We start from the raw sequence: 18,243 nt of genomic DNA, 5'->3' as shown, positions 1-18,243 counted from the left end.
GCGTCTTCACGCAGACTGCGGCGCTTCCGCTGGAGCGTTCGATGGCAAAGCTGCTGGTCCTGCACGGCCCCAACCTCAATCTGCTCGGAATCCGCGAGCCCGACGTTTACGGCCGTACCACGCTGGCCGAGATCGACGGTGCGCTGTCCGCACAGGCGGCGGCGGGCGGGCACCAGACCGAGAGCTTGCAGTCCAACGCGGAGCACCAGCTGGTCGACCGCGTACAGGCCGCGCGCACCGACGGTACCGCCTTCATCCTGATCAATCCAGCCGCCTTCACCCATACCTCGGTGGCCCTGCGCGACGCGCTGGCGGCCGTGGCCATCCCATTCATCGAGATCCACCTGTCCAACCCGCATACCCGCGAGCCCTTCCGCCACCACAGCTACTTCAGCGATCTGGCCGTCGGCGTGGTCTGCGGCTTCGGCGCCGACAGCTACCGCTACGCGATGGAAGCCGCACTCAAGCGGCTTACCGCCTGACCCATCCCTTTCCTTTCCTTTCCCGACTCGCGCCGCCGCCGGCGTGAGCGTCCAACCACAGAGGCCAACATGGACCTGCGCAAGATCAAGAAACTCATCGACCTGCTGGAAGAATCCAATCTCGCGGAAATAGAGATCAAGGAAGGCGAGGAAAGCGTGCGCCTGGCGCGCGTGCCCAAGGGCAACTATCAGGCCGCCGCGCCGGTCTACGCCGCACCTGCCGCCGCGCCCATGCCGATGTCCTCGCCCACCGAATCGGCGACCGGCGGCAGCGCCAAACCCGTCGGCAGCGACCAGCCGGAAGGCCATGTGATGCGTGCGCCGATGGTCGGAACGTTCTACACCTCGCCCTCGCCGGACAAGCCTGCGTTCGTCACCGTCGGCCAGTCGGTGAAAGCCGGAGAGACGTTGGCGATCATCGAGGCGATGAAAATGTTCAACCCGATCGAAGCCGACGTGTCCGGCACCATTCTGGCGGTGCTGACCGAAAGCGGTTCGCCGGTCGAATTCGACCAGCCGTTGTTCGTGATCGGGTGAGCGGGGCTTTCGAGCGGCACCGCCGCGGGCCCGCGAACGCCCGCCGGTTACGCCGGTGGGCCGGACAGACTGCAAAGGACATGACTCATGCTTGATAAAGTTGTAATAGCCAATCGCGGCGAAATCGCGCTGCGCATCTTGCGCGCCTGCCACACGATGGGCATCCGCACGGTCGCCGTGCACTCCACCGTGGACCGCAATCTCAAGCACGTGGCCATGGCCGACGAATCGGTGTGCATCGGTCCGGCGCCGTCCAGCGAGAGCTACCTCAACGTGCCGGCGATCATCGCCGCCGCCGAGGTCACCGACGCGCAGGCGATCCATCCGGGCTACGGCTTCCTCAGCGAGAACGCGGACTTCGCCGAACGCGTGGAGCAGTCCGGCTTCATCTTCATCGGCCCCAAAGCAGACACCATCCGCCTGATGGGCGACAAGGTGGAAGCGATCCGCGCGATGAAGGCTGCTGGCGTGCCCTGCGTGCCCGGTTCCGGCGGTCCATTGGGCGACGACATCGTCGCCAACACCAAGATCGCGCGCGAGATCGGCTACCCGGTGATCATCAAGGCCGCCGGCGGCGGCGGCGGACGCGGCATGCGCGTGGTGCATGCGGAAGGCGCGCTCAACAGCGCCATCAGCACCACCAAGGCCGAAGCCAAGGCCGCCTTCAGCAACGACCAGGTGTACATGGAAAAATTCCTGGAGAACCCGCGCCACGTGGAGATCCAGGTGTTGGCCGACGGCCAGGGCGGCGCGATCCACCTGGGCGAACGCGACTGTTCGATGCAGCGCCGCCACCAGAAAGTGGTGGAGGAGGCGCCGGCGCCCGGCATCAGCGAAGAGCAGCGCAACGAGATCGGTAAGGTTTGCGTGGACGCCTGCATCCGCATCGGCTATCGCGGCGCGGGCACGTTCGAATTCTTGTACGAGAACGGCCGCTTCTACTTCATCGAAATGAACACCCGCATCCAAGTGGAGCATCCGGTCACCGAACGCATCACCGGCATCGATCTGGTCTGCGAGCAACTGAAAATCGCCGCCGGGCAGAAGCTATCCATCAAGCAGTCGGACATCGTGCTGCGCGGCCACGCCATCGAGTGCCGCATCAACGCCGAAGACCCCGATACGTTCGCGCCGAGTCCCGGCCTGATCTCCGGCTTCTATCCGCCGGGCGGTCCGGGCGTGCGCGTGGACACCCACATCTACACCGGTTACCGCGTGCCGCCGAACTACGACTCGATGATCGGCAAATTGATCGTGCACGGACCGGACCGTGAGACCGCGATCGCACGCATGCGCGTGGCGCTGAGCGAAATGGTGGTGGACGGCATCAAGACCAATATTCCGCTGCAGCAGTCGATCATGCGCGACACCGGCTTCCAGGCCGGCGCGCAGAACATCCATTACCTGGAGAAGCGGCTGGCGGAGCGGAAGAACAAGACTATCGCCTTGGTGTGAGCGAAGCCTTGGTGCGAACGAAGCGCCGCCCGTCCTATTTGGACGGCGGCTGCTGGGTACCCTCAAGCGGACGCGCGCCGATGCTGGAAACGGGATTGCCTACCACGATGGTTTCCGACGAACCGTCCGGCCACACGATCTTGAAGGTGCTGCCCGGCGGCAGCGACGAAAAGGGCACGCCGCTGGTCGCGCGATAAACGGCCGCGACCTGGCTCGCGCCCTTGCTCCTGACCTCATGTGCGGAATCCACCGAGATCACCGAGATCTGCGTCAACCCGCGGAACTCCGGTCGCGTGGTTTCGATCACGACTCCCGCCGCCAGCGCGGCATAAGCCACGAACAGTAGCACCCAGAACCAATTCTTCGCTTTTTGTGCAAAGCGCTTGTGAGTCATTTCGCAACTCCGATATCAGCCATAAGACCATCCACCATTCCGTTCAAGTTGTCCGCCCCTTGCCGCGGCACGCCGGCATCGAGAACGAAGCTGTAAAAATCCTGTGAGCTATCGCGCGAACAGATTCCGCCATTGGCGCAGTACGACGTCATCAATACGCTGCCGGGGCTGCAATCGTTACCAAGGCGGCACGCCGCCAGCAACCAGGCCAGTTCCGAAAGCTGCGTGCCGGAAACCCTGCCCAGGTAGGCCTCCTGGCCGCTCCCCGCAATGCCCATGGCGGGTGAAATCGCCACATAAGCATCGGGGTTTCCGGACCGGCGTACGCGCTCGACCAGGTCCTGCTTGTATTCGTTGCCGCCGAACAGGGGTTCGCCCATCGCCAGCAGCGCCGCCTCGGCGGCCAGACTGCCCGCACGAGCCGCTTCGAGCCGTTTGGCACGCAGCGCGGACAAGGAAAAGTCATCGGCCGGCGCGAACCGCGCGCAACGCTGGCCGACGCGGTCGCGCGCCGCTGCCATCGCCACCGTTGCCGAGCCCTTTAATTTCGAGATCGTCTGGGTATCGGCGGCATACCCGGCCGGATTGGCCGCGTAAGCAGCGCAGTAGTCCAGCACGCGGCTCACCATCCACAAGGCTTCCGGGTCTCCCGCCGTTTCTCTCGCGCGCAAGCTCTGGACGTAGGTGTAGAGGTCGCCTGCGCCTTCGAAATCGTTGCGCGAGCCGCTGCTCGCGAGGGCGCGTGGAGCGGAACCGGAACGCTCGCGCGAACCCGCGGCGGAAACCCCTATTCCGTTCCCTCTCCCTTCAACGCGAGGCGTCATGCCGGCCAAATCCACCGCGCCCCGATTCCAGCCCACGGCTACGAGCAGTCCGGCGACCGCCAGCAGCAGGAACATGGGTTTCGTTTTCGACATGAGCATGAGGAGCGGTTGGCTGCTGTCCAGGTTGGCCGTGCGAGAGCGTCTGACAATCCTAAGAGCGGGTCGATCGGGACCTCGCCTCGGGGCCATGCGAATCCCCTCGCCCGAACCGGCGGACGACAATTCGGCGACCGCACCGTAGTCTAATGCACACCTTCCACGCAGCGCGGCCGATTCTTCGCGTTTTTCCGAATCGGATGCGCCGTTCATCTGCAAACCCCATCCACCGAGCGGCAACATGCCTTATCTGGAACTTTCCCTTCGTTGCAGCGAATCCGACCAGCCGCGCTATGAAAACGCGCTGGAGGATGTCGGTGCGCTGTCGGTCACACTATTGGATGCCGATGCCGACACCAGCAACGAACACGCGATCCTCGAACCCGGCGTAGGCCAGACGCCGCTGTGGCATGCGCTGGTGCTGACCGCGCTGTTTCCCGCGGAAACCAACGCGCTGGCGCTGCTGGCCGCGCTGGAATCGTTCGATCCGGGCCTGGATTGGTCCAACACCAGCTTCCGCAGCGTGGAAGACCAGGACTGGGAACGCGCCTGGATGGATCAATACGTGCCGCTGCGTTTCGGCGCGCGCACCTTTATCGTTCCATGGAATCAGGCGCTTCCAGAAGACGCGGACAACGCCGAGGCGGCGGTCGTGCGGCTGGATCCGGGACTGGCCTTCGGCTCCGGCACGCATCCCACCACTGCTCTGTGCCTGCACTGGCTGGATCAGTTGGCCGGCGAAGGAAAACTGCAGGGCGCGGCCGTGCTCGATTTCGGCTGCGGCTCGGGCATCCTCGCCCTGGCCGCGCTCAAGTTGGGCGCCGCCAGGGCCGTGGGCGTGGACAACGATCCGCAGGCGCTGACCGCCAGTTTCGATAATGCCGAACGCAACGGCGTTGGCGACAGGCTTGCCGTCTATCTGCCGCAGGACGAACCCTTGGCCACCTATCCGGTCGTCGTCGCCAATATCCTCGCTTCGGCCCTGGACGCTCTGGCCGAAACCCTGGCCAACCGCGTCGCGCCCGGCGGACGCATCGCACTGTCGGGCATCCTGCACGGGCAGGAGGAAGAGTTGCTGATCCGCTACGCCCCCTGGTTCGATCAGCTGACCGCTACCCAAGAGGGCGACTGGATGCGCATTGACGGTCTGCGTCGAGGATGATGTTCCTGCAGCGGGCCACGGGTTTCGCGCTTCTCCCTTCCTGCTCCGGCATGCTTGAATAGCGGCATGTTCTTTTCCTGTCCGCATTGCCGCGACCTGGTCGCCACCGACCGGGAAACCAATCTTCCTCCCGTCCTGTGCCCGCGTTGCGGCGGCGTGCTGCGCAAGGAAGTCACCAATGCGTCGGCAAAGGGCAAGCCCAGCTTCGCCAGTTTGCTGCATGGGACAGCAGCGGCACCCGCAACAGCGGAAATCAGCGCACCGCAACCCGTGCAGGAAACGACGGACGACGCATCGAACGACAAGGTCGAAGCGGCCGTCGATGGCGAATCCCTCATCGAAGCCTCTGACGACGAACCGTCTTCTGTAGAGCTCGATGGGAGAGAGACGACCGATCCTGCGCCGGAAGAAATCGCAAAGGAAGCGCCAGAACCCATTGCACTGTCGTCCGCAACGCAATACCAAAGTCCCAGCTTTACCCGGCAGCGCGCGCAACCCACGACTCCCGCGCATACCGCGAAGTGGCAATGGGCGGCGCTGGGCGTGCTCGCAATGACATTGACGCTTCAGGTGATGGTGGCCGATCGCGTCCGCTTGGCGGCCGATGCTAGCTGGCGGCCGATGATTTCTTCCCTGTGCGGGTTAGTGGGATGTTCGGTGCCTGTCTGGCACCAACCCGGTGCATTCGCGATGCTGAGCCGCGACGTCAGCCCAATCCCAGGCAGCGCCGGCGGACTGAATGTGCAGGCCACTTTCCGCAACGACGCGCGTTGGCCGCAGGCTTGGCCGGTCTTACTGTTGTCGCTGTCGGATGCCGATGGCCGCGTGCTCGGTTCTCGCGCCTTTTTGCCGAAGGAGTACCTTGACGCCGCGGCAACGCAGACCGAACTCGCCCCAGGCCAAAGCGCCCATATCGAATTGAAACTGCATGAACCGGACCCTGATGTGGTCGCGTTCTCGTTCGACTTTCGCTAGTCGAAAGCAAATTTGCGATCAAAGGGATGCAGCCGCGCAAATCACGCGCTAGACTCCCCTCCCCGTCGAAAGTCGTGACCCGCTCGACGGTTTCCAGCAACGAGTTTGGCCAGGGGATCGTCCTTCGTGAATGCCGCCGCTCGCCACGATACCAACCGTGGCAATCCAAAACCCCCGTTGCGCGAGCATGTGGCGCAATCGGTGCGTCGCTACCTGCGCGATCTGGATGGCAGCGATGCGGACGATGTGTACGAGATCGTGCTGCGCGAGATGGAAATTCCCTTGTTCGTCGAAGTGCTGAACCACTGCGAAGGCAACCAGAGCCGCGCCGCGGCCTTGCTGGGCATCCACCGTGCCACCCTGCGCAAGAAACTGAAGGATTACGGCCTGGTCTGAGTTCGCATGGCGAACGAAGCCGTTTGCGCGCGGTGGTGCTGCGCTGCGGAAGTTATAATTCGCACTACCTTCCCGCACCGCCCTTCCCATGACTTCCGATTTCCAGCCCGGCCTTCCCGTGAAAATAAGCCGGGCGCTGCTGTCCGTTTCCGACAAGACGGGCCTGGTCGAACTGGCTACCGCGCTGGTCGCCCGCAACGTCGAACTCCTGTCCACCGGCGGTACCGCCAAGGCATTGCGTGACGCGGGGCTGGCCGTACGCGATGTCTCCGAGCTCACCGATTTCCCGGAAATGATGGACGGCCGGGTCAAGACCCTGCATCCCAAGGTCCATGGTGGCCTGCTGGGGCGCAGCGGCACCGATGATGCGGTGATGGCCGAACACGGCATCGCCCCGATCGATCTGCTGGTGCTGAACCTGTATCCGTTCGAGACCGTCACCGCCAACCCTGCCTGCACGCTTGCGGACGCCGTGGAGAACATCGACATCGGCGGACCGGCAATGTTGCGTTCGGCCGCCAAGAATTTCGCGCGAGTCGCGGTGGCCACCGATCCGGCGCAGTACGCCGGCCTCCTGGAAGAACTCGACGGCAACGACGGCGCATTGTCGGCGAAGACGCGTTTCGCGCTCTCTGTTGCCGCCTTCAATCGCGTCGCGCAGTACGACGCTGCCATCAGCAACTATCTCTCTGCCGTGAGCGATCTGTCGCATGAAGTGCCAGTACGCGCAGCGTTCTCGGCGCAGGCCAATGGCAGCTTCGTGAAAGTCATGGACCTTCGCTACGGCGAGAACCCGCACCAGCGGGCCGCGTTCTACCGCGACCTGTACCCCGCCCCCGGTTCGCTGGCTACCTTCACTCAGCTGCAAGGAAAGGAACTGAGCTACAACAACATCGCCGACAGCGACGCGGCCTGGGAATGCGTGCGTCAGTTCGACTCACCGGCCTGCGTGATCGTCAAGCACGCCAATCCGTGCGGCGCGGCAGTGGGTGTGGCCTGCGGGGATGCCTATGAGCTCGCCTACGCCACCGACCCTACCAGCGCCTTCGGCGGCATCATCGCCTTCAACCGCACGCTGGACGCGGCCACCGCGAAAGCGATCCTGGACCGGCAGTTCGTCGAGGTGCTGATCGCGCCGGACTACGAACAGGGCGCGCTGGACTACGCGACCAAGAAAGCCAATGTGCGCGTGTTGCGCATCCCGCTGGCCCCTGCCTCGACAGGCTTCATCGACACCAAACGTGTCGGCTCCGGCATGCTCATGCAGACCGCCGACGATCGCATCGTGACGCGCGAAGACCTAAAGTTGGTGACGAAGGTGACTCCGACCGAGGCGCAGATGCGTGACCTGCTGTTTGCGTGGAAGGTAGCCAAGTACGTGAAGTCCAACGCCATCGTCTATGCGAAGGACAACCGCACGATCGGCGTGGGCGCCGGTCAGATGAGCCGGGTCTATTCAGCGCGCATCGCCGGCATCAAGGCCGCAGATGCGCACCTCGTGGTGCCAGGGTCGGTGATGGCCTCGGATGCGTTCTTCCCGTTCCGCGACGGTATCGATGCTGCGGCCGAGGCCGGAATCAAGGCCGTCATCCAACCGGGCGGCTCGATGCGCGACAATGAGGTGATCGCTGCGGCGGATGAGCATGGGTTGGCGATGGTGTTTACGGGCGTAAGACACTTCAGGCATTGATTCCCCGGACGCCATCCCAGCGGATGCTGCAGGCGCTTTTCAACAGCCGAACGACTGGTCGTCCACCTTGATCCCGCTTTTCGCGTTGGTCGTACACTAGAGCCACATCAAAATGGATCCCAGCGTTCGCTGGGATGACGATCTTCGGAGATGCGCGCATGAAAGTTCTTGTCATAGGCTCCGGCGGCCGCGAACACGCACTGGCCTGGAAGCTCGCCCAATCCGAGCGCGTCGCTGAGGTCATCGTTGCACCCGGCAATGCGGGCACCGCAACCGAAACCAAATGCCGCAATGCCAACGTGGCGGTGAACAATATCGACGGCCTGCTGACGCTGGCGCGCAACGCGAAAGTGGATGTCACCGTGGTCGGCCCCGAAATTCCGTTGGTGGCCGGCGTGGTCGATCGCTTCCGCGAAGCCGGCCTGCGTATCTTCGGGCCAACCGCCGCCGCCGCGCAGTTGGAAGGCAGCAAGGCCTACGCCAAGGACTTCCTGGCCCGACACGGAATCCCGACTGCGTTCTATTCGGTGTTCACCGAGCTCGAACCCGCGCTGGCTTACGTCCACGACAAAGGCGCGCCCATCGTGGTCAAGGCCGACGGCCTGGCCGCGGGCAAGGGCGTGATCGTGGCGACGACGCTTGCCGAAGCCGAGGCCGCCGTCACCGACATGCTGTCGGGCAACGCCTTCGGCGATGCCGGCGCGCGCGTGGTGATCGAGGAATTCCTGGACGGCGAGGAAGCCAGCTTCATCAGCATGGTCGACGGCGTGACCGCACTGCCGATGGCCACCTCGCAGGACCACAAGCGCGTGGGCGATGGCGACACCGGCCCCAACACCGGCGGCATGGGCGCGTACTCGCCTGCACCGGTGGTCACGCCGGAAGTGCATGCGCGAGTGATGCGCGAAGTGGTGAATCCCACCGTGCAGGGCATGATCGCCGACGGCATTCCTTTCACCGGATTCCTGTATGCAGGGCTGATGATCGATGCGACCGGCGCGCCCAAGGTGATCGAATTCAACGTGCGCTTCGGCGACCCGGAAACGCAGCCGATGATGATGCGCCTGCAGTCCGATCTGTTGGAGCTGGTGGAAGCGGCGATCGACCAGCGCCTGCACGCAACCGAAGCGCAATGGGACCCGCGTCCTTCGCTGGGCGTGGTGATGGCCGCGCAGAACTATCCGGACACGCCGCGTCTGGGCGACGTCATCAATAGCTGGGACGTACCCGATGTGGCCGACACCAAGGTCTTCCACGCCGGTACCCGCATCGAGGGCGATCACGTGGTGACTACCGGCGGGCGCGTGCTGTGCGTGTGCGCGCTGGGCGACAGCGTGGCCGACGCGCAACGCAAGGCGTACGCGGAAGTCTCGGGGATTTCCTGGAACGGGGAATTCCACCGCCACGACATCGGCTGGCGAGCGATCGCGCGCGAGCAGTGAAGCTTTTCCTTCTCCATCGGGAGAAGGTGCCCGAAGGGCGGATGAGGGAATGGAAAATCCGCTTGTACAGAAAGCAAAACGGCAAGTCGCTGCCATTCCCTCATCCGTCGCTGCACGCCACCCCGTATCAAAGCCTGCCCCGTACTTGATACGAGGTACGGGGCAGGCTCTCCTCCCAAGGGGAGAAGGAAAAGCGAATCTGCTAGTCTCCGCCGCATCCAAGGAGCACGCATGTCGAGCCATAGCCAGTTCGCCTTACTGAAACAGCGGCGCTTCCTGCCGTTCTTCGCCACCCAAGCGTTCGGTGCCTTCAACGACAACGTCTACCGGCAGGCCATCATCGGCTTGCTGTTCTACCTGGGCGTGAGTTCGGAAGAGCGGACGCTGTACACCAACCTGGCGCCGGCGTTGTTCATCCTGCCGTACTTTCTGTTTTCCGCCACCGCCGGGCAGATCGCCGAGAAGCTGGAGAAGTCGAAGCTGATACGCATCACCACCACGATGGAAATCGGAATCATGTTGCTGGCGGCGATCGGATTCCTGACCCAGAACATGATCGTGCTGCTGGTAGCGTTATTCTGCACCGGCCTGCAATCCACGCTGTTCGGACCGGTGAAATACTCGATCCTGCCCTCGGTGTTGAAGCCCGAGGAATTGACCGGCGGCAACGGCCTGGTGGAGATGGGCACGTCGATCTCGATCCTGATCGGCATGATCTTCGGCGGACTGATCTTCAAGCTGGCCGGCGATCAGGGTCCGTTAGTCGCGGCGACAGCGATCGTTGTGCTGGCGATCAGCGGCAACCTAGTGAGCCGCGCGATTCCGCGCGCGGAGCCGGGGGCGCCCGACCTGAAGATCAACTGGAATCCTATCCCGGAGTCGCTGGCGGTGCTGCGCCTGGCGAAGAAACAGACGGCGGTGCGCAATTCGATCCTGGGCGTGTCCTGGTTCTGGTTCATCGGCACCGTGCTGACTTCCCAGCTGCCGACCTATGCCGAGGTGAACCTGGGCGGTTCGGAGACGCTCTACATCTTCGCGTTGGCGTTGTTTTCCATCGGCACTGGCGTAGGTTCTCTGCTGTGCGAAAAGCTGTCGGCGCGCACGGTTGAAATCGGACTGGTGCCCTTGGGCGCTTTCGGTATCAGCGCCTTCTTGCTGGATCTGTATTTCGCGCGCAGCGGAGTCGCGTCACTGTCAGGCCTGGAAGTCATGCAGTTCGTCCGGGCGCCGGGGAGCGTGCGGATCATCGTCGACCTAGTGGGCATCGGCCTGTTCACAGGTTTCTTCGTGGTGCCGCTGTTCGCGCTGATCCAGAGCCGCACCCCGCGCGATGAATTGTCGCGAGTGATCGCTGGCATGAACATCCAGAATGCGGCCTTCATCGTGCTGGCCGCGGTGGTGTGCATCGTGCTGCAGCGCTTCTTGGGCTGGACCATTCCGCAGCTGTTCCTGGCCCTGGCCATCGCCAACGCGATGGTGGCGATTTACATCTTCACGATCGTCCCCGAATTCCTGATGCGCTTCCTCAGCTGGGTGCTGGTGCGCGGGTTGTACAAGCTGCGACTGCACGGCATTGAAAAGAACGTGCCCGACGAAGGGCCGGCGCTGCTGGTCTGCAACCACGTCAGCTACATGGACGCGCTGATCCTGTCGGCCAGCGTGCCGCGGCCGGTGCGTTTCGTCATGTACTACAAGATCTTCAATATCCCGGTGATGAGCTGGATCTTCCGCACCGCCAAGGCGATCCCCATCGCCGGCGCGCGGGAGAATCCGGAGTTGATGCAGCGCGCCTTCGATGAGATCGATGCGGCGCTGGCAGACGGGCAGATCGTGGGCATCTTTCCCGAAGGCGCGTTGACCCGCGACGGCGAGATTGCGCCATTCAAGTCCGGACTGGAAAAAGTGTTGGAGCGTAGCTATGAAAGCGGGCGGCCAGTACCGGTAGTCCCGATGGCACTCAAGGGCATGTGGACCAGCATGTGGAGCCACCGCGACGGGCGTATGCGTCGTATGCGCGTGCCGCGCCGCTTCCGCGCGCATGTCGAGGTGGTTGCAGGCGAAATCATCGACGGCAATGGCGCTACCGCGGAACAACTGGAGGCCCGGGTACGCGAACTGCGTGGCGGCGACGCGTAGCCGCCCTGCTCTGATAGATAAGCCCGCTCTGATAAGCCGTGTTCTGATACGACGCGTTCGGTTACGCTTGCCGGCGGGGAAACTTGAATTAATCGAAGTCCGGGCTGTTCCGCAGTGCCGGCGTCACCGGAGTTTTGTATGAGTTACGTGCCTCCGCCTCCGGGCGGCTATCAGGAATACATTCCCAACCATCTGGTCTGGGCGATCCTGAGCACCTTGTTCTGCTGCCTGCCCTTGGGCATCGTGTCGATCGTCTATGCCTCGCAGGTGGACGGGAAGCGTGCGGCGGGCGATATCGCCGGCGCGCTCGAAGCCTCGGGCAAGGCGAAGTTCTGGGCCATGCTTTCGGCCGGACTGGCATTGATCCCGATCCTCCTGTATCTGGTCTTCGTAGTCGTCTTGGGCGGCCTGGGAGTGCTGGGCGGACTGAGCGGCGTGAATTAGACTGTCACCCGACACCCATCCTGTCCCAGCAACCATCCAGAACGGAGAATCCAGATGAGCTACGTACCGCCGCCCGCTTCCGCCGCCCCCGGCAGCATCCCCAACTATTTGGCCTGGTCGATCATCGCGACCGTCCTGGCAACCTGTCTGTGCTGCCCGCTGGGCCTGGTAGGCATCGTGGCCATCGTGTTCGCGAACAAGGTCAACACCTTGCTCAATCAGGGCGACATTGCTGGCGCACAGCGCGCTTCGGCCAACGCAAAGACCTGGTGCTGGGTCGCCACTGCGCTGGCGATCATCGGCCTGCTGATCAACATCGTCATGTTCGCCACTGGTGGCGCCGAGTCCTACCTGCAGATGATGCAGCAATATCAGTCGTAGGCTGATGTCGGTCGCGTTACGGCCAATTCAAATAGCCGTACTGACAACGGCCGCGCTCGCGGCCGTTGTCGGTTTCTGGCTGTTGCGTAATTTCGATCCCAATGCGGCCGGTAGTCTGTTCCCGAAATGCATGTTCCATGCTCTCACCGGCTGGTACTGCATCGGTTGCGGCATGACCCGCGCGTTGCACGCGTTGGCCCATGGCGATGTGCCGGGCGCGTTCTCGATGAATCCGTTGGCCATGTCGATGCTGGCGATCTCGCCGCTGCTGGCGGCGTGGAAGCTGGGCTGGCAACCGAAGTGGCTACGGCCGCTGATCGGGCTATTGGCCGAACCGAAATTCTGGCTGGTGCTGCTGCCGCTGTATTGGATCGCACGGAATCTGCCGTGGTTTCCTTTTACGTTGCTGGCGCCGGGTTGATCGCTTTTCCTTCTCCCACCGGCGCCCCGTAGGGGTGTGCAAGGCTGAGAAGGTGGCGCGCAGCGACGGATGAGGGCATGGCAGTTCCGACCCACGGAAAACTATCCCTCGATCTGAAAGTCCATTCCCTCATCCGCCCTTCGGGCACCTTCTCAGCCTTGCACACCCCTACGGGGCGCCGGTGGGAGAAGGAAAAGCCCGTCAGCTCACCCACCCAGCGATCACGAACAGCGCCAGTACCGCCATCCACAACAACAGAATGCGCCACACCAGGCTCATAGCATCGCGCAGTTCAGGCAACTCACGCATAGCCTGCACCATGCCTTCCTCTGCGTACTCTTCCGCTTCTTCCGCCAGTTCGCTCTTGACGCTGGCGCGTGCAGCCGCGCCCAGGAAAGCGTTGTCCAGTTGCCAATGGTTTCCATTCGCCTGACGCCAGGCGTTGAACACCGCATCGAAGTTGCCGACCAGCGCCATCGACAGCGTCATCAGTTGCGCCACCGGCCAGTCCAACACGGCGTACAGGGCACGCGCGCCTTCCCGTGTTTCGGTAGGCAGGCTCTGTGCGAATTCGCCTTCGACCGAAAACGCGGTCAGCCGATACAACAAGGCGCCCACCGGCCCCAGCAGCAGAAACCAGAACAGCACGCCGAACCAGCGATGCAGGGCGTTGCGAAACACCGCTTCGACCAGGGCCGGGCCATCGGCAGAGAGGGTCGCGCCTTCCGGCCACAACCGCGCGATGGCCGCGCGCCGTGTCGGCGGATCGTGCGCATCGATGATCGCTTCCACGTCGACATCTAGGTCGCGCGGGCCCCAGGCATAGACCAGCGCGGCGATGCCGAACAACAGTCCGAGGAAACCAAGCAGCAGCATGGGCGCGCGCAGCGTCCACTGCAGCAAGGCGACGACCAGCAGCGGCGGCAGCAGCGCCATCGCGATGCCGTAGCGTCCGCGCCAGAAACCGCCTTCGCCCGTATTCGCATCCAGCCACCGCAGCCAGTGGCCGTACCAGTGGTAATGGCGCGCGGCCGTCACCAGCGCCGGCGCGACATGCCCGAGCACCAATGCAATGACGACAGCAACCAAAGTGATCGACATGTGTGTCCCTCCGCGGGCGATTCTAGCGTGGCTAGTCGTGAACAGCGGGTCGCGGCCGTTCGGGACACACTTGGGACTCAGGCAGCGCCCGCCGTGACCCCTTCATACCAATGTTCGATAAGCGAACGCGCGATGGAGATGCGCGGCGACAACAGCACTCCCGATGCATCCTCGCCCTTGCGCTGGCGCGCCGCGGCGATTTCCTCGATGCTGAACCAGCGCGCGTCCTCCAGCTCGCCGTCCACTTGCGGCTCGTCGGCTTCGGCATCGGCGATGAAGCCCAGCATCAAGGCGCCCGGAAACGGCCAAGGCTGCGCGCCCAGATAGCGGCAGCTGCGCACGCGTACGCGGGTTTCCTCGAACACTTCGCGAACCACGGTCTGTTCCAGCGATTCGCCCGGCTCGACGAAACCGGCGATCACCGAATAGCGCTGCGCAGGCCAGTTGGCCTGGCGGCCGAGCAGCAGGCGCTCGCCATCGCTGACCGCCACGATCACTGCCGGATCGACACGCGGGTAGTGGTCGGCGCCGCACTGGCTGCAATGGGCCACGTAACCGGCGCGACGGAATTCGATAGCGCCGCCGCAGATGCCGCAGTAGCGCGTGCGGCTGCGCCAGTGCTGCATCGCTCGCGCGAAGGCGAAGGCGCTGGCTTCGGCAGCGGGCCATGAGGCGGCGGCACGGCGCAGATCGATGCGTTGCGGCGCGCTCAGCGGCAGCGCTTCGGCGTCCACCGAAAACCAGGCGACATTGCCATGCAGACCGAGCAAGACCGCCGTTCCCGGCCCGCCGCCCAGCGCCGCGCCGGTGGTGACCAGCAGTTGTCCCGTTTCATCGGCAAAGGCATTGCCATCGGTGTCCAGCACGATGACGCGCGCCTGTGGCCACAGCCGCGCCTGCGCATCGGCGTCGTCGCGCAAGGCATCGGCACGGTTGAGCGGTTCGCCGGTGAAGGCGAATCCGGAAAGCTCGGCGGGGAATTTGAGGCGGGTGTCTGTCACGGCGCAGGCATGATACGCGGCGGCAGGCGCACGCTCACATGCTGAAGCTGCTTCCGCAACCGCAGGTGGTCTTGGCGTTGGGGTTGCGGATTACGAATTGCGCGCCTTGCAGGCTTTCGGTGTAGTCCACTTCCGAGCCCATCAGGTATTGCAAGCTCAGCGGATCCACCAGCAGAGTCACCTGATCGGTATCCACCGCCACATCGTCGTCGGCGCGGTTCTCGTCGAACTCGAAACCGTATTGGAAGCCCGAACAGCCGCCGCCCTGGATATAGACGCGCAGAGCCAGCGCCTGATTGCCTTCCTCATTGATCAACTCCCGCACTTTGGCCGCGGCCGCGTGGGTGAAGTTCAGCGGGCGGTCCAGCGACTGGTAGTTCGGCGCAGGCGTGGCGCCTGGCAATGAAACGAGCGTGCTCATGGGATCAGGATGGGGCCGGACGGCTGTCGGTTCAAGCGGAGGTAGGGATCACTGCGTCTCGCAGGGCTATCGGGAGCGTTCATTGGGACGGGGGTGCGACCGCCGCACCGGCCAGCGAATCGGCCCAGGAGAAGGACTGTTCCATCGGACTGCCGCTCTGCGGGACAAGGCGCACGGCGACGCGGGTCGGCTTGAAATCGGCGGGCAACACCAGGTCGCCTTCGACCTGCTGGAAATACTTGAACGAATATTCGACACCCGGCGCATTGGGCTGTTGGCGCAGATCGGCCCAGGCCAGGCGCTGCAGCCTGCCCGCACGGGTCCCTTCCACCGAGACCTGCAGGCGTCCGGCATTGACCGCGCCGCGGTTGAGGTTCTGGGTCAGGGTGGCGACGAAATGCCAGCTCAACTCACTGGAGGGCTGCAGTTGCAGCTCGTGCACGGCCAAGCCGCGGCGCTGGGCGGTGGCACCCACGAAACGTTCGTAGAAGGCCACGTCGGCGCGCAGGCCGGCGATTTCCTCGTCGCGCTCGGCCAGCGTGCTCTGCAGGTCGCCGTTGGCGTCGCGGCTGATCTGGTCGGAACGGGCCAGAGTGGCGGCGCGCTGTTCCAACTGGTCGATTTTTCGTTGCTGGTCCTGCAGCTGCGCCGATGTCGGCCGGTTCGCATCCGTGCCGCCGAATACCTCCCACAACCCCCAGCCACCGAAGGCCAGCGCCAGCAACATCAGTACAAGAGTCGCGTACAGGGTGCTGCGCGCTATCGGCGACAGCGGCTGCATTTGCGGCTTGGTCTGGGCCGGAGCTGAGGGATCGATCATGACCCAGGATAGCCCTTGCGGGTTAAGGAACCTCTGAACAGAGCGCCTGCCCCTATCCCCGGCGTGGTTTACCCGCTGGACGCCACCAGGGTCGCGACCGGCGCCATCGCCGTTTCCGCATCGACATGGATCAGTCGCCCGGTAAGGATCGCGCCGGCACGCATTTCCACGACCTTGTAGTGCACGTTGCCCAGTACGCGCGCCTTGGCCGCCAGCTCCACCCGCTCGGCGGCGTACACATCGCCGTGCAACTCGCCGTTGAGGATCACCACCGGCACCTGCACTTCGCCCTCGATCCGGCCCTGCTCGGCCAGAGTCAGCACCGCGCGCTCGCCTTCTTCGGCGATGACCTTGCCGTGGATGCGGCCTTCGACGTACAGCCCGCCGCTGAAGACCAGATCGCCGTGGATCGTGACCTGCGGGCCGATCAGCGTATCGATGGGATGACCGTCGTGATGGATCGGCTTGTTCTTGAACATGTGGGTCTCCGCTGGCAACTAAAAAAAGGGGCACGTAAGAAAGGGCGCTTGGCGCTCAGGTATTGGCGTTCTTCCAGTCGAAAGCCTGCTCCACCGCCACGTCTTCTCCATCCAGCAGCACGCGTACGCGTTGTGGGGTGAAGTCGCGCGGCAGCATCACCTGGCCTTCCAAGCTCTGGAAATAGCGGAAGGAGAATCCCTGCCCCTGCATGCCCGGCCGCTGGTTCAGCTCGGCCCAGTCCACCGTGGCCAGCTTGCCGGCGCGCACGCCTTCGAGCACGAAACGCATCCGGCCCTGGCTGATCGCGCCGCGGTTGAGGTTCTGGGTCAATACGATCTGGTAGTGCCAGGCGCTGCCGACGCCGGGGGCGAACTCCGACGAAAACACGTTCAGCCCCTTGCGCTGCTGAGTGGGACCCACCAGACGTTCGTAGAAAGCCACATCGGCGCGCAGAGCGGAAATTTCCTCGTCGCGCTCAGCCAGCGCACCCTGCAGATCGCCATTGGCATTGCGACTGATCTTGTCCGACACGGCCAGGGTGGTTTCGCGTTGGCTCAGTTGCTTCAAGCGGACTTGCTGATCCGCCAGCTGCCGTTCCGCACTACGCATGCGCGTCGTCGCGTCCGCCAAAGCAGGTGCGGCGCGGATGCCTGCCCACTGCCAGGCCAGGCCGAGCGACAGCAGCCAGATCGCACCGACCGCAACCACCCGGGGCCAGCGGCGCGTCTCTCGGCGTTGCACGATCTGGTAGCGGGAAGGGGTTGCGGGCATCGGGGGAATCCGGATATTCGGTACTTGGAGGTAAGCCCAAGGACGCATCCACCTCCCTGGCGGACACGCGTCCGGCGATACCTAGAGCGACTCAGGTACCGCCCGGGCAACGGGCCTATACTCGGTAACGGTTGGACGGCCCCCTGTGACCGTCCGGTATGGGCTCAGTCTAGGCGAATCGTCCTCATGTCCGAAGCGCATCTTTTCGTAATTGGGATCCTGTTGGCATGGATGGCCGGGATTCGCGTGTACCTGACCGTGTTCGGGCTGGGCGTGGCCGGCGCGCTCGGTTGGTTGGACCTGCCGCCTGCACTGCAGGTCACCGAGTCCTGGTGGGTACTGGGCGCGTCGGGTGCGTTGGCGCTGACCGAATTCTTCGCGGACAAGATTCCGGGCGTGGATTCGGGTTGGGATCTGTTGCAGACCCTGGCTCGGGTACCGGCCGGCGCCTTCCTGGCGGCGGCCACGCTGTCGCCCGACGGCCAGCTTGGCACCGGCGCCCTGGTGGTCGGCGCGGGTGTCGCACTGACCAGCCATCTATTGAAAAGCGGTTCGCGCGCCTTGCTCAATACGTCGCCGGAGCCGGTCAGCAACTGGACCGCCTCGGTGACCGAGGACGTGGTGGTGGTCGGCGGTTTGTCGCTGGCCTTCGCCCACCCCTGGCTGGCGCTGGTGTTGGTGGTAGGGGTCAGCGTGGTCCTGGCGTTGGCGGTATGGTGGGTCTGGCGCAAACTGTCCAGGGGGCTCCGCAACCTTATGCAGGGCCCCCCGCCCATGGCCGGACCGATGGAAGGACCCCAGCCGTGATCCAGGC

Annotated in this window: 20 protein-coding genes and 1 pseudogene; 13 read left to right on the top strand and 8 right to left on the bottom strand. The window is 64.1% G+C overall.

The window, feature by feature from the left end:
* Positions 1 to 41: 41 nt before the first annotated feature.
* The 3 genes from aroQ (at position 42) to accC (ending at position 2,474) form a co-directional block, all read left to right on the top strand.
* Positions 42 to 482: a type II 3-dehydroquinate dehydratase gene (gene aroQ, locus AC1DTQ_RS16885; protein WP_477851063.1), complete on the top strand. Its 441-nt coding sequence runs from the start codon at positions 42 to 44 to the stop codon at positions 480 to 482.
* 69 nt (positions 483 to 551) lie between these two features.
* A complete protein-coding gene (accB, locus tag AC1DTQ_RS16880; protein ID WP_477851062.1) occupies positions 552 to 1,019 on the top strand; it encodes an acetyl-CoA carboxylase biotin carboxyl carrier protein in 468 nt (155 codons plus the stop codon).
* 87 nt (positions 1,020 to 1,106) lie between these two features.
* A complete protein-coding gene (gene accC / locus AC1DTQ_RS16875) occupies positions 1,107 to 2,474 on the top strand; it encodes an acetyl-CoA carboxylase biotin carboxylase subunit (protein WP_477851060.1) in 1,368 nt (455 codons plus the stop codon).
* A 34-nt stretch (positions 2,475 to 2,508) separates the two neighbouring features.
* Here the strand turns inward: accC and AC1DTQ_RS16870 are convergent, their stop codons facing one another.
* The gene (locus tag AC1DTQ_RS16870) at positions 2,509 to 2,868 is read right to left on the bottom strand and encodes a hypothetical protein (protein ID WP_310091888.1); all 360 of its coding nucleotides are present in this window, start codon (positions 2,866 to 2,868) and stop codon (positions 2,509 to 2,511) included.
* On the bottom strand, positions 2,865 to 3,791 hold the full coding sequence (locus AC1DTQ_RS16865; protein ID WP_477851079.1) for a hypothetical protein: 927 nt from the start codon (positions 3,789 to 3,791) through the stop codon (positions 2,865 to 2,867). The genes AC1DTQ_RS16870 and AC1DTQ_RS16865 overlap by 4 nt, the downstream gene beginning before the upstream one ends.
* 238 nt (positions 3,792 to 4,029) lie before the next feature.
* Here AC1DTQ_RS16865 and prmA point away from each other — a divergent pair, with 238 nt between their 5' ends.
* The 9 genes from prmA (at position 4,030) to AC1DTQ_RS16820 (ending at position 12,835) form a co-directional block, all read left to right on the top strand.
* The gene (prmA, locus tag AC1DTQ_RS16860) at positions 4,030 to 4,950 is read left to right on the top strand and encodes a 50S ribosomal protein L11 methyltransferase (RefSeq protein WP_477851059.1); all 921 of its coding nucleotides are present in this window, start codon (positions 4,030 to 4,032) and stop codon (positions 4,948 to 4,950) included.
* Between the two features lie 66 nt (positions 4,951 to 5,016).
* Positions 5,017 to 5,925 (top strand): DUF3426 domain-containing protein, encoded by a 909-nt coding sequence (locus AC1DTQ_RS16855; protein ID WP_477851058.1) that lies wholly within the window; start codon positions 5,017 to 5,019, stop codon positions 5,923 to 5,925.
* Between the two features lie 126 nt (positions 5,926 to 6,051).
* Entirely contained in the window at positions 6,052 to 6,321 is a 270-nt protein-coding gene (gene fis / locus AC1DTQ_RS16850) for a DNA-binding transcriptional regulator Fis (protein WP_310091892.1), read from the top strand.
* 88 nt (positions 6,322 to 6,409) lie between these two features.
* Positions 6,410 to 8,011: a bifunctional phosphoribosylaminoimidazolecarboxamide formyltransferase/IMP cyclohydrolase gene (gene purH, locus AC1DTQ_RS16845; RefSeq protein ID WP_477851056.1), complete on the top strand. Its 1,602-nt coding sequence runs from the start codon at positions 6,410 to 6,412 to the stop codon at positions 8,009 to 8,011.
* A 158-nt stretch (positions 8,012 to 8,169) separates the two neighbouring features.
* Positions 8,170 to 9,453: a phosphoribosylamine--glycine ligase gene (gene purD, locus AC1DTQ_RS16840; RefSeq protein ID WP_477851054.1), complete on the top strand. Its 1,284-nt coding sequence runs from the start codon at positions 8,170 to 8,172 to the stop codon at positions 9,451 to 9,453.
* Between the two features lie 231 nt (positions 9,454 to 9,684).
* Positions 9,685 to 11,589, top strand: coding sequence for an MFS transporter (locus tag AC1DTQ_RS16835; protein ID WP_477851053.1), 1,905 nt, complete (start codon positions 9,685 to 9,687; stop codon positions 11,587 to 11,589).
* Between the two features lie 138 nt (positions 11,590 to 11,727).
* Positions 11,728 to 12,033 carry a CD225/dispanin family protein gene (locus AC1DTQ_RS16830; RefSeq protein WP_477851052.1) on the top strand — a complete coding sequence of 102 codons (306 nt, stop codon included), beginning with the start codon at positions 11,728 to 11,730 and terminating at the stop codon, positions 12,031 to 12,033.
* 54 nt (positions 12,034 to 12,087) lie between these two features.
* Positions 12,088 to 12,414, top strand: a complete 327-nt coding sequence (locus tag AC1DTQ_RS16825; protein ID WP_477851051.1) for a CD225/dispanin family protein — start codon at positions 12,088 to 12,090, stop codon at positions 12,412 to 12,414.
* A gap of 4 nt (positions 12,415 to 12,418) precedes the next feature.
* On the top strand, positions 12,419 to 12,835 hold the full coding sequence (locus AC1DTQ_RS16820) for a DUF2752 domain-containing protein (RefSeq protein WP_477851049.1): 417 nt from the start codon (positions 12,419 to 12,421) through the stop codon (positions 12,833 to 12,835).
* Between the two features lie 201 nt (positions 12,836 to 13,036).
* Here the strand turns inward: AC1DTQ_RS16820 and AC1DTQ_RS16815 are convergent, their stop codons facing one another.
* The 6 genes and pseudogenes from AC1DTQ_RS16815 to AC1DTQ_RS16790 form a co-directional block, all read right to left on the bottom strand.
* Positions 13,037 to 13,936, bottom strand: a complete 900-nt coding sequence (locus AC1DTQ_RS16815; RefSeq protein ID WP_477851078.1) for a hypothetical protein — start codon at positions 13,934 to 13,936, stop codon at positions 13,037 to 13,039.
* Positions 13,937 to 14,026: 90 nt separating this feature from the next.
* Positions 14,027 to 14,937, bottom strand: a pseudogene (nudC, locus tag AC1DTQ_RS16810) (NAD(+) diphosphatase); the annotation flags it as partial.
* A 34-nt stretch (positions 14,938 to 14,971) separates the two neighbouring features.
* Positions 14,972 to 15,358, bottom strand: coding sequence for an iron-sulfur cluster insertion protein ErpA (erpA, locus tag AC1DTQ_RS16805; RefSeq protein WP_477851048.1), 387 nt, complete (start codon positions 15,356 to 15,358; stop codon positions 14,972 to 14,974).
* Positions 15,359 to 15,437: 79 nt separating this feature from the next.
* Complete coding sequence (locus AC1DTQ_RS16800) at positions 15,438 to 16,178, bottom strand: DUF6776 family protein (protein ID WP_477851046.1); 741 nt, start codon at positions 16,176 to 16,178, stop codon at positions 15,438 to 15,440.
* A 68-nt stretch (positions 16,179 to 16,246) separates the two neighbouring features.
* On the bottom strand, positions 16,247 to 16,657 hold the full coding sequence (locus AC1DTQ_RS16795; protein ID WP_477851045.1) for a bactofilin family protein: 411 nt from the start codon (positions 16,655 to 16,657) through the stop codon (positions 16,247 to 16,249).
* Positions 16,658 to 16,712: 55 nt separating this feature from the next.
* Entirely contained in the window at positions 16,713 to 17,429 is a 717-nt protein-coding gene (locus AC1DTQ_RS16790) for a DUF6776 family protein (protein ID WP_477851043.1), read from the bottom strand.
* A 186-nt stretch (positions 17,430 to 17,615) separates the two neighbouring features.
* On the opposite strand from AC1DTQ_RS16790, the gene AC1DTQ_RS16785 reads away from it, so the two are divergent.
* Positions 17,616 to 18,236 (top strand): DUF4126 domain-containing protein, encoded by a 621-nt coding sequence (locus AC1DTQ_RS16785; protein ID WP_477851042.1) that lies wholly within the window; start codon positions 17,616 to 17,618, stop codon positions 18,234 to 18,236.
* The last annotated feature ends 7 nt before the right edge of the window (positions 18,237 to 18,243 follow it).

The sequence above is a fragment of the Pseudoxanthomonas sp. P4_B2 genome (assembly GCF_056402315.1).
This window is presented reverse-complemented; position numbering and strand designations above follow the sequence as displayed.

What these genes read in the sequence shown, in the direction of transcription:
- AC1DTQ_RS16870 (WP_310091888.1), bottom strand. Translation starts at nt 2,868, where the DNA reads ATGACTCACAAGCGCTTTGCACAAAAAGCGAAGAATTGGTTCTGGGTG.
- accC (WP_477851060.1), top strand. Translation starts at nt 1,107, where the DNA reads ATGCTTGATAAAGTTGTAATAGCCAATCGCGGCGAAATCGCGCTGCGC.
- AC1DTQ_RS16795 (WP_477851045.1), bottom strand. Translation starts at nt 16,657, where the DNA reads ATGTTCAAGAACAAGCCGATCCATCACGACGGTCATCCCATCGATACG.
- AC1DTQ_RS16855 (WP_477851058.1), top strand. Translation starts at nt 5,017, where the DNA reads ATGTTCTTTTCCTGTCCGCATTGCCGCGACCTGGTCGCCACCGACCGG.
- AC1DTQ_RS16800 (WP_477851046.1), bottom strand. Translation starts at nt 16,178, where the DNA reads ATGATCGATCCCTCAGCTCCGGCCCAGACCAAGCCGCAAATGCAGCCG.
- erpA (WP_477851048.1), bottom strand. Translation starts at nt 15,358, where the DNA reads ATGAGCACGCTCGTTTCATTGCCAGGCGCCACGCCTGCGCCGAACTAC.
- AC1DTQ_RS16820 (WP_477851049.1), top strand. Translation starts at nt 12,419, where the DNA reads ATGTCGGTCGCGTTACGGCCAATTCAAATAGCCGTACTGACAACGGCC.
- prmA (WP_477851059.1), top strand. Translation starts at nt 4,030, where the DNA reads ATGCCTTATCTGGAACTTTCCCTTCGTTGCAGCGAATCCGACCAGCCG.
- AC1DTQ_RS16785 (WP_477851042.1), top strand. Translation starts at nt 17,616, where the DNA reads ATGTCCGAAGCGCATCTTTTCGTAATTGGGATCCTGTTGGCATGGATG.
- purD (WP_477851054.1), top strand. Translation starts at nt 8,170, where the DNA reads ATGAAAGTTCTTGTCATAGGCTCCGGCGGCCGCGAACACGCACTGGCC.
- accB (WP_477851062.1), top strand. Translation starts at nt 552, where the DNA reads ATGGACCTGCGCAAGATCAAGAAACTCATCGACCTGCTGGAAGAATCC.
- AC1DTQ_RS16835 (WP_477851053.1), top strand. Translation starts at nt 9,685, where the DNA reads ATGTCGAGCCATAGCCAGTTCGCCTTACTGAAACAGCGGCGCTTCCTG.
- aroQ (WP_477851063.1), top strand. Translation starts at nt 42, where the DNA reads ATGGCAAAGCTGCTGGTCCTGCACGGCCCCAACCTCAATCTGCTCGGA.
- AC1DTQ_RS16865 (WP_477851079.1), bottom strand. Translation starts at nt 3,791, where the DNA reads ATGCTCATGTCGAAAACGAAACCCATGTTCCTGCTGCTGGCGGTCGCC.
- AC1DTQ_RS16830 (WP_477851052.1), top strand. Translation starts at nt 11,728, where the DNA reads ATGAGTTACGTGCCTCCGCCTCCGGGCGGCTATCAGGAATACATTCCC.
- purH (WP_477851056.1), top strand. Translation starts at nt 6,410, where the DNA reads ATGACTTCCGATTTCCAGCCCGGCCTTCCCGTGAAAATAAGCCGGGCG.
- AC1DTQ_RS16790 (WP_477851043.1), bottom strand. Translation starts at nt 17,429, where the DNA reads ATGCCCGCAACCCCTTCCCGCTACCAGATCGTGCAACGCCGAGAGACG.
- AC1DTQ_RS16825 (WP_477851051.1), top strand. Translation starts at nt 12,088, where the DNA reads ATGAGCTACGTACCGCCGCCCGCTTCCGCCGCCCCCGGCAGCATCCCC.
- AC1DTQ_RS16815 (WP_477851078.1), bottom strand. Translation starts at nt 13,936, where the DNA reads ATGTCGATCACTTTGGTTGCTGTCGTCATTGCATTGGTGCTCGGGCAT.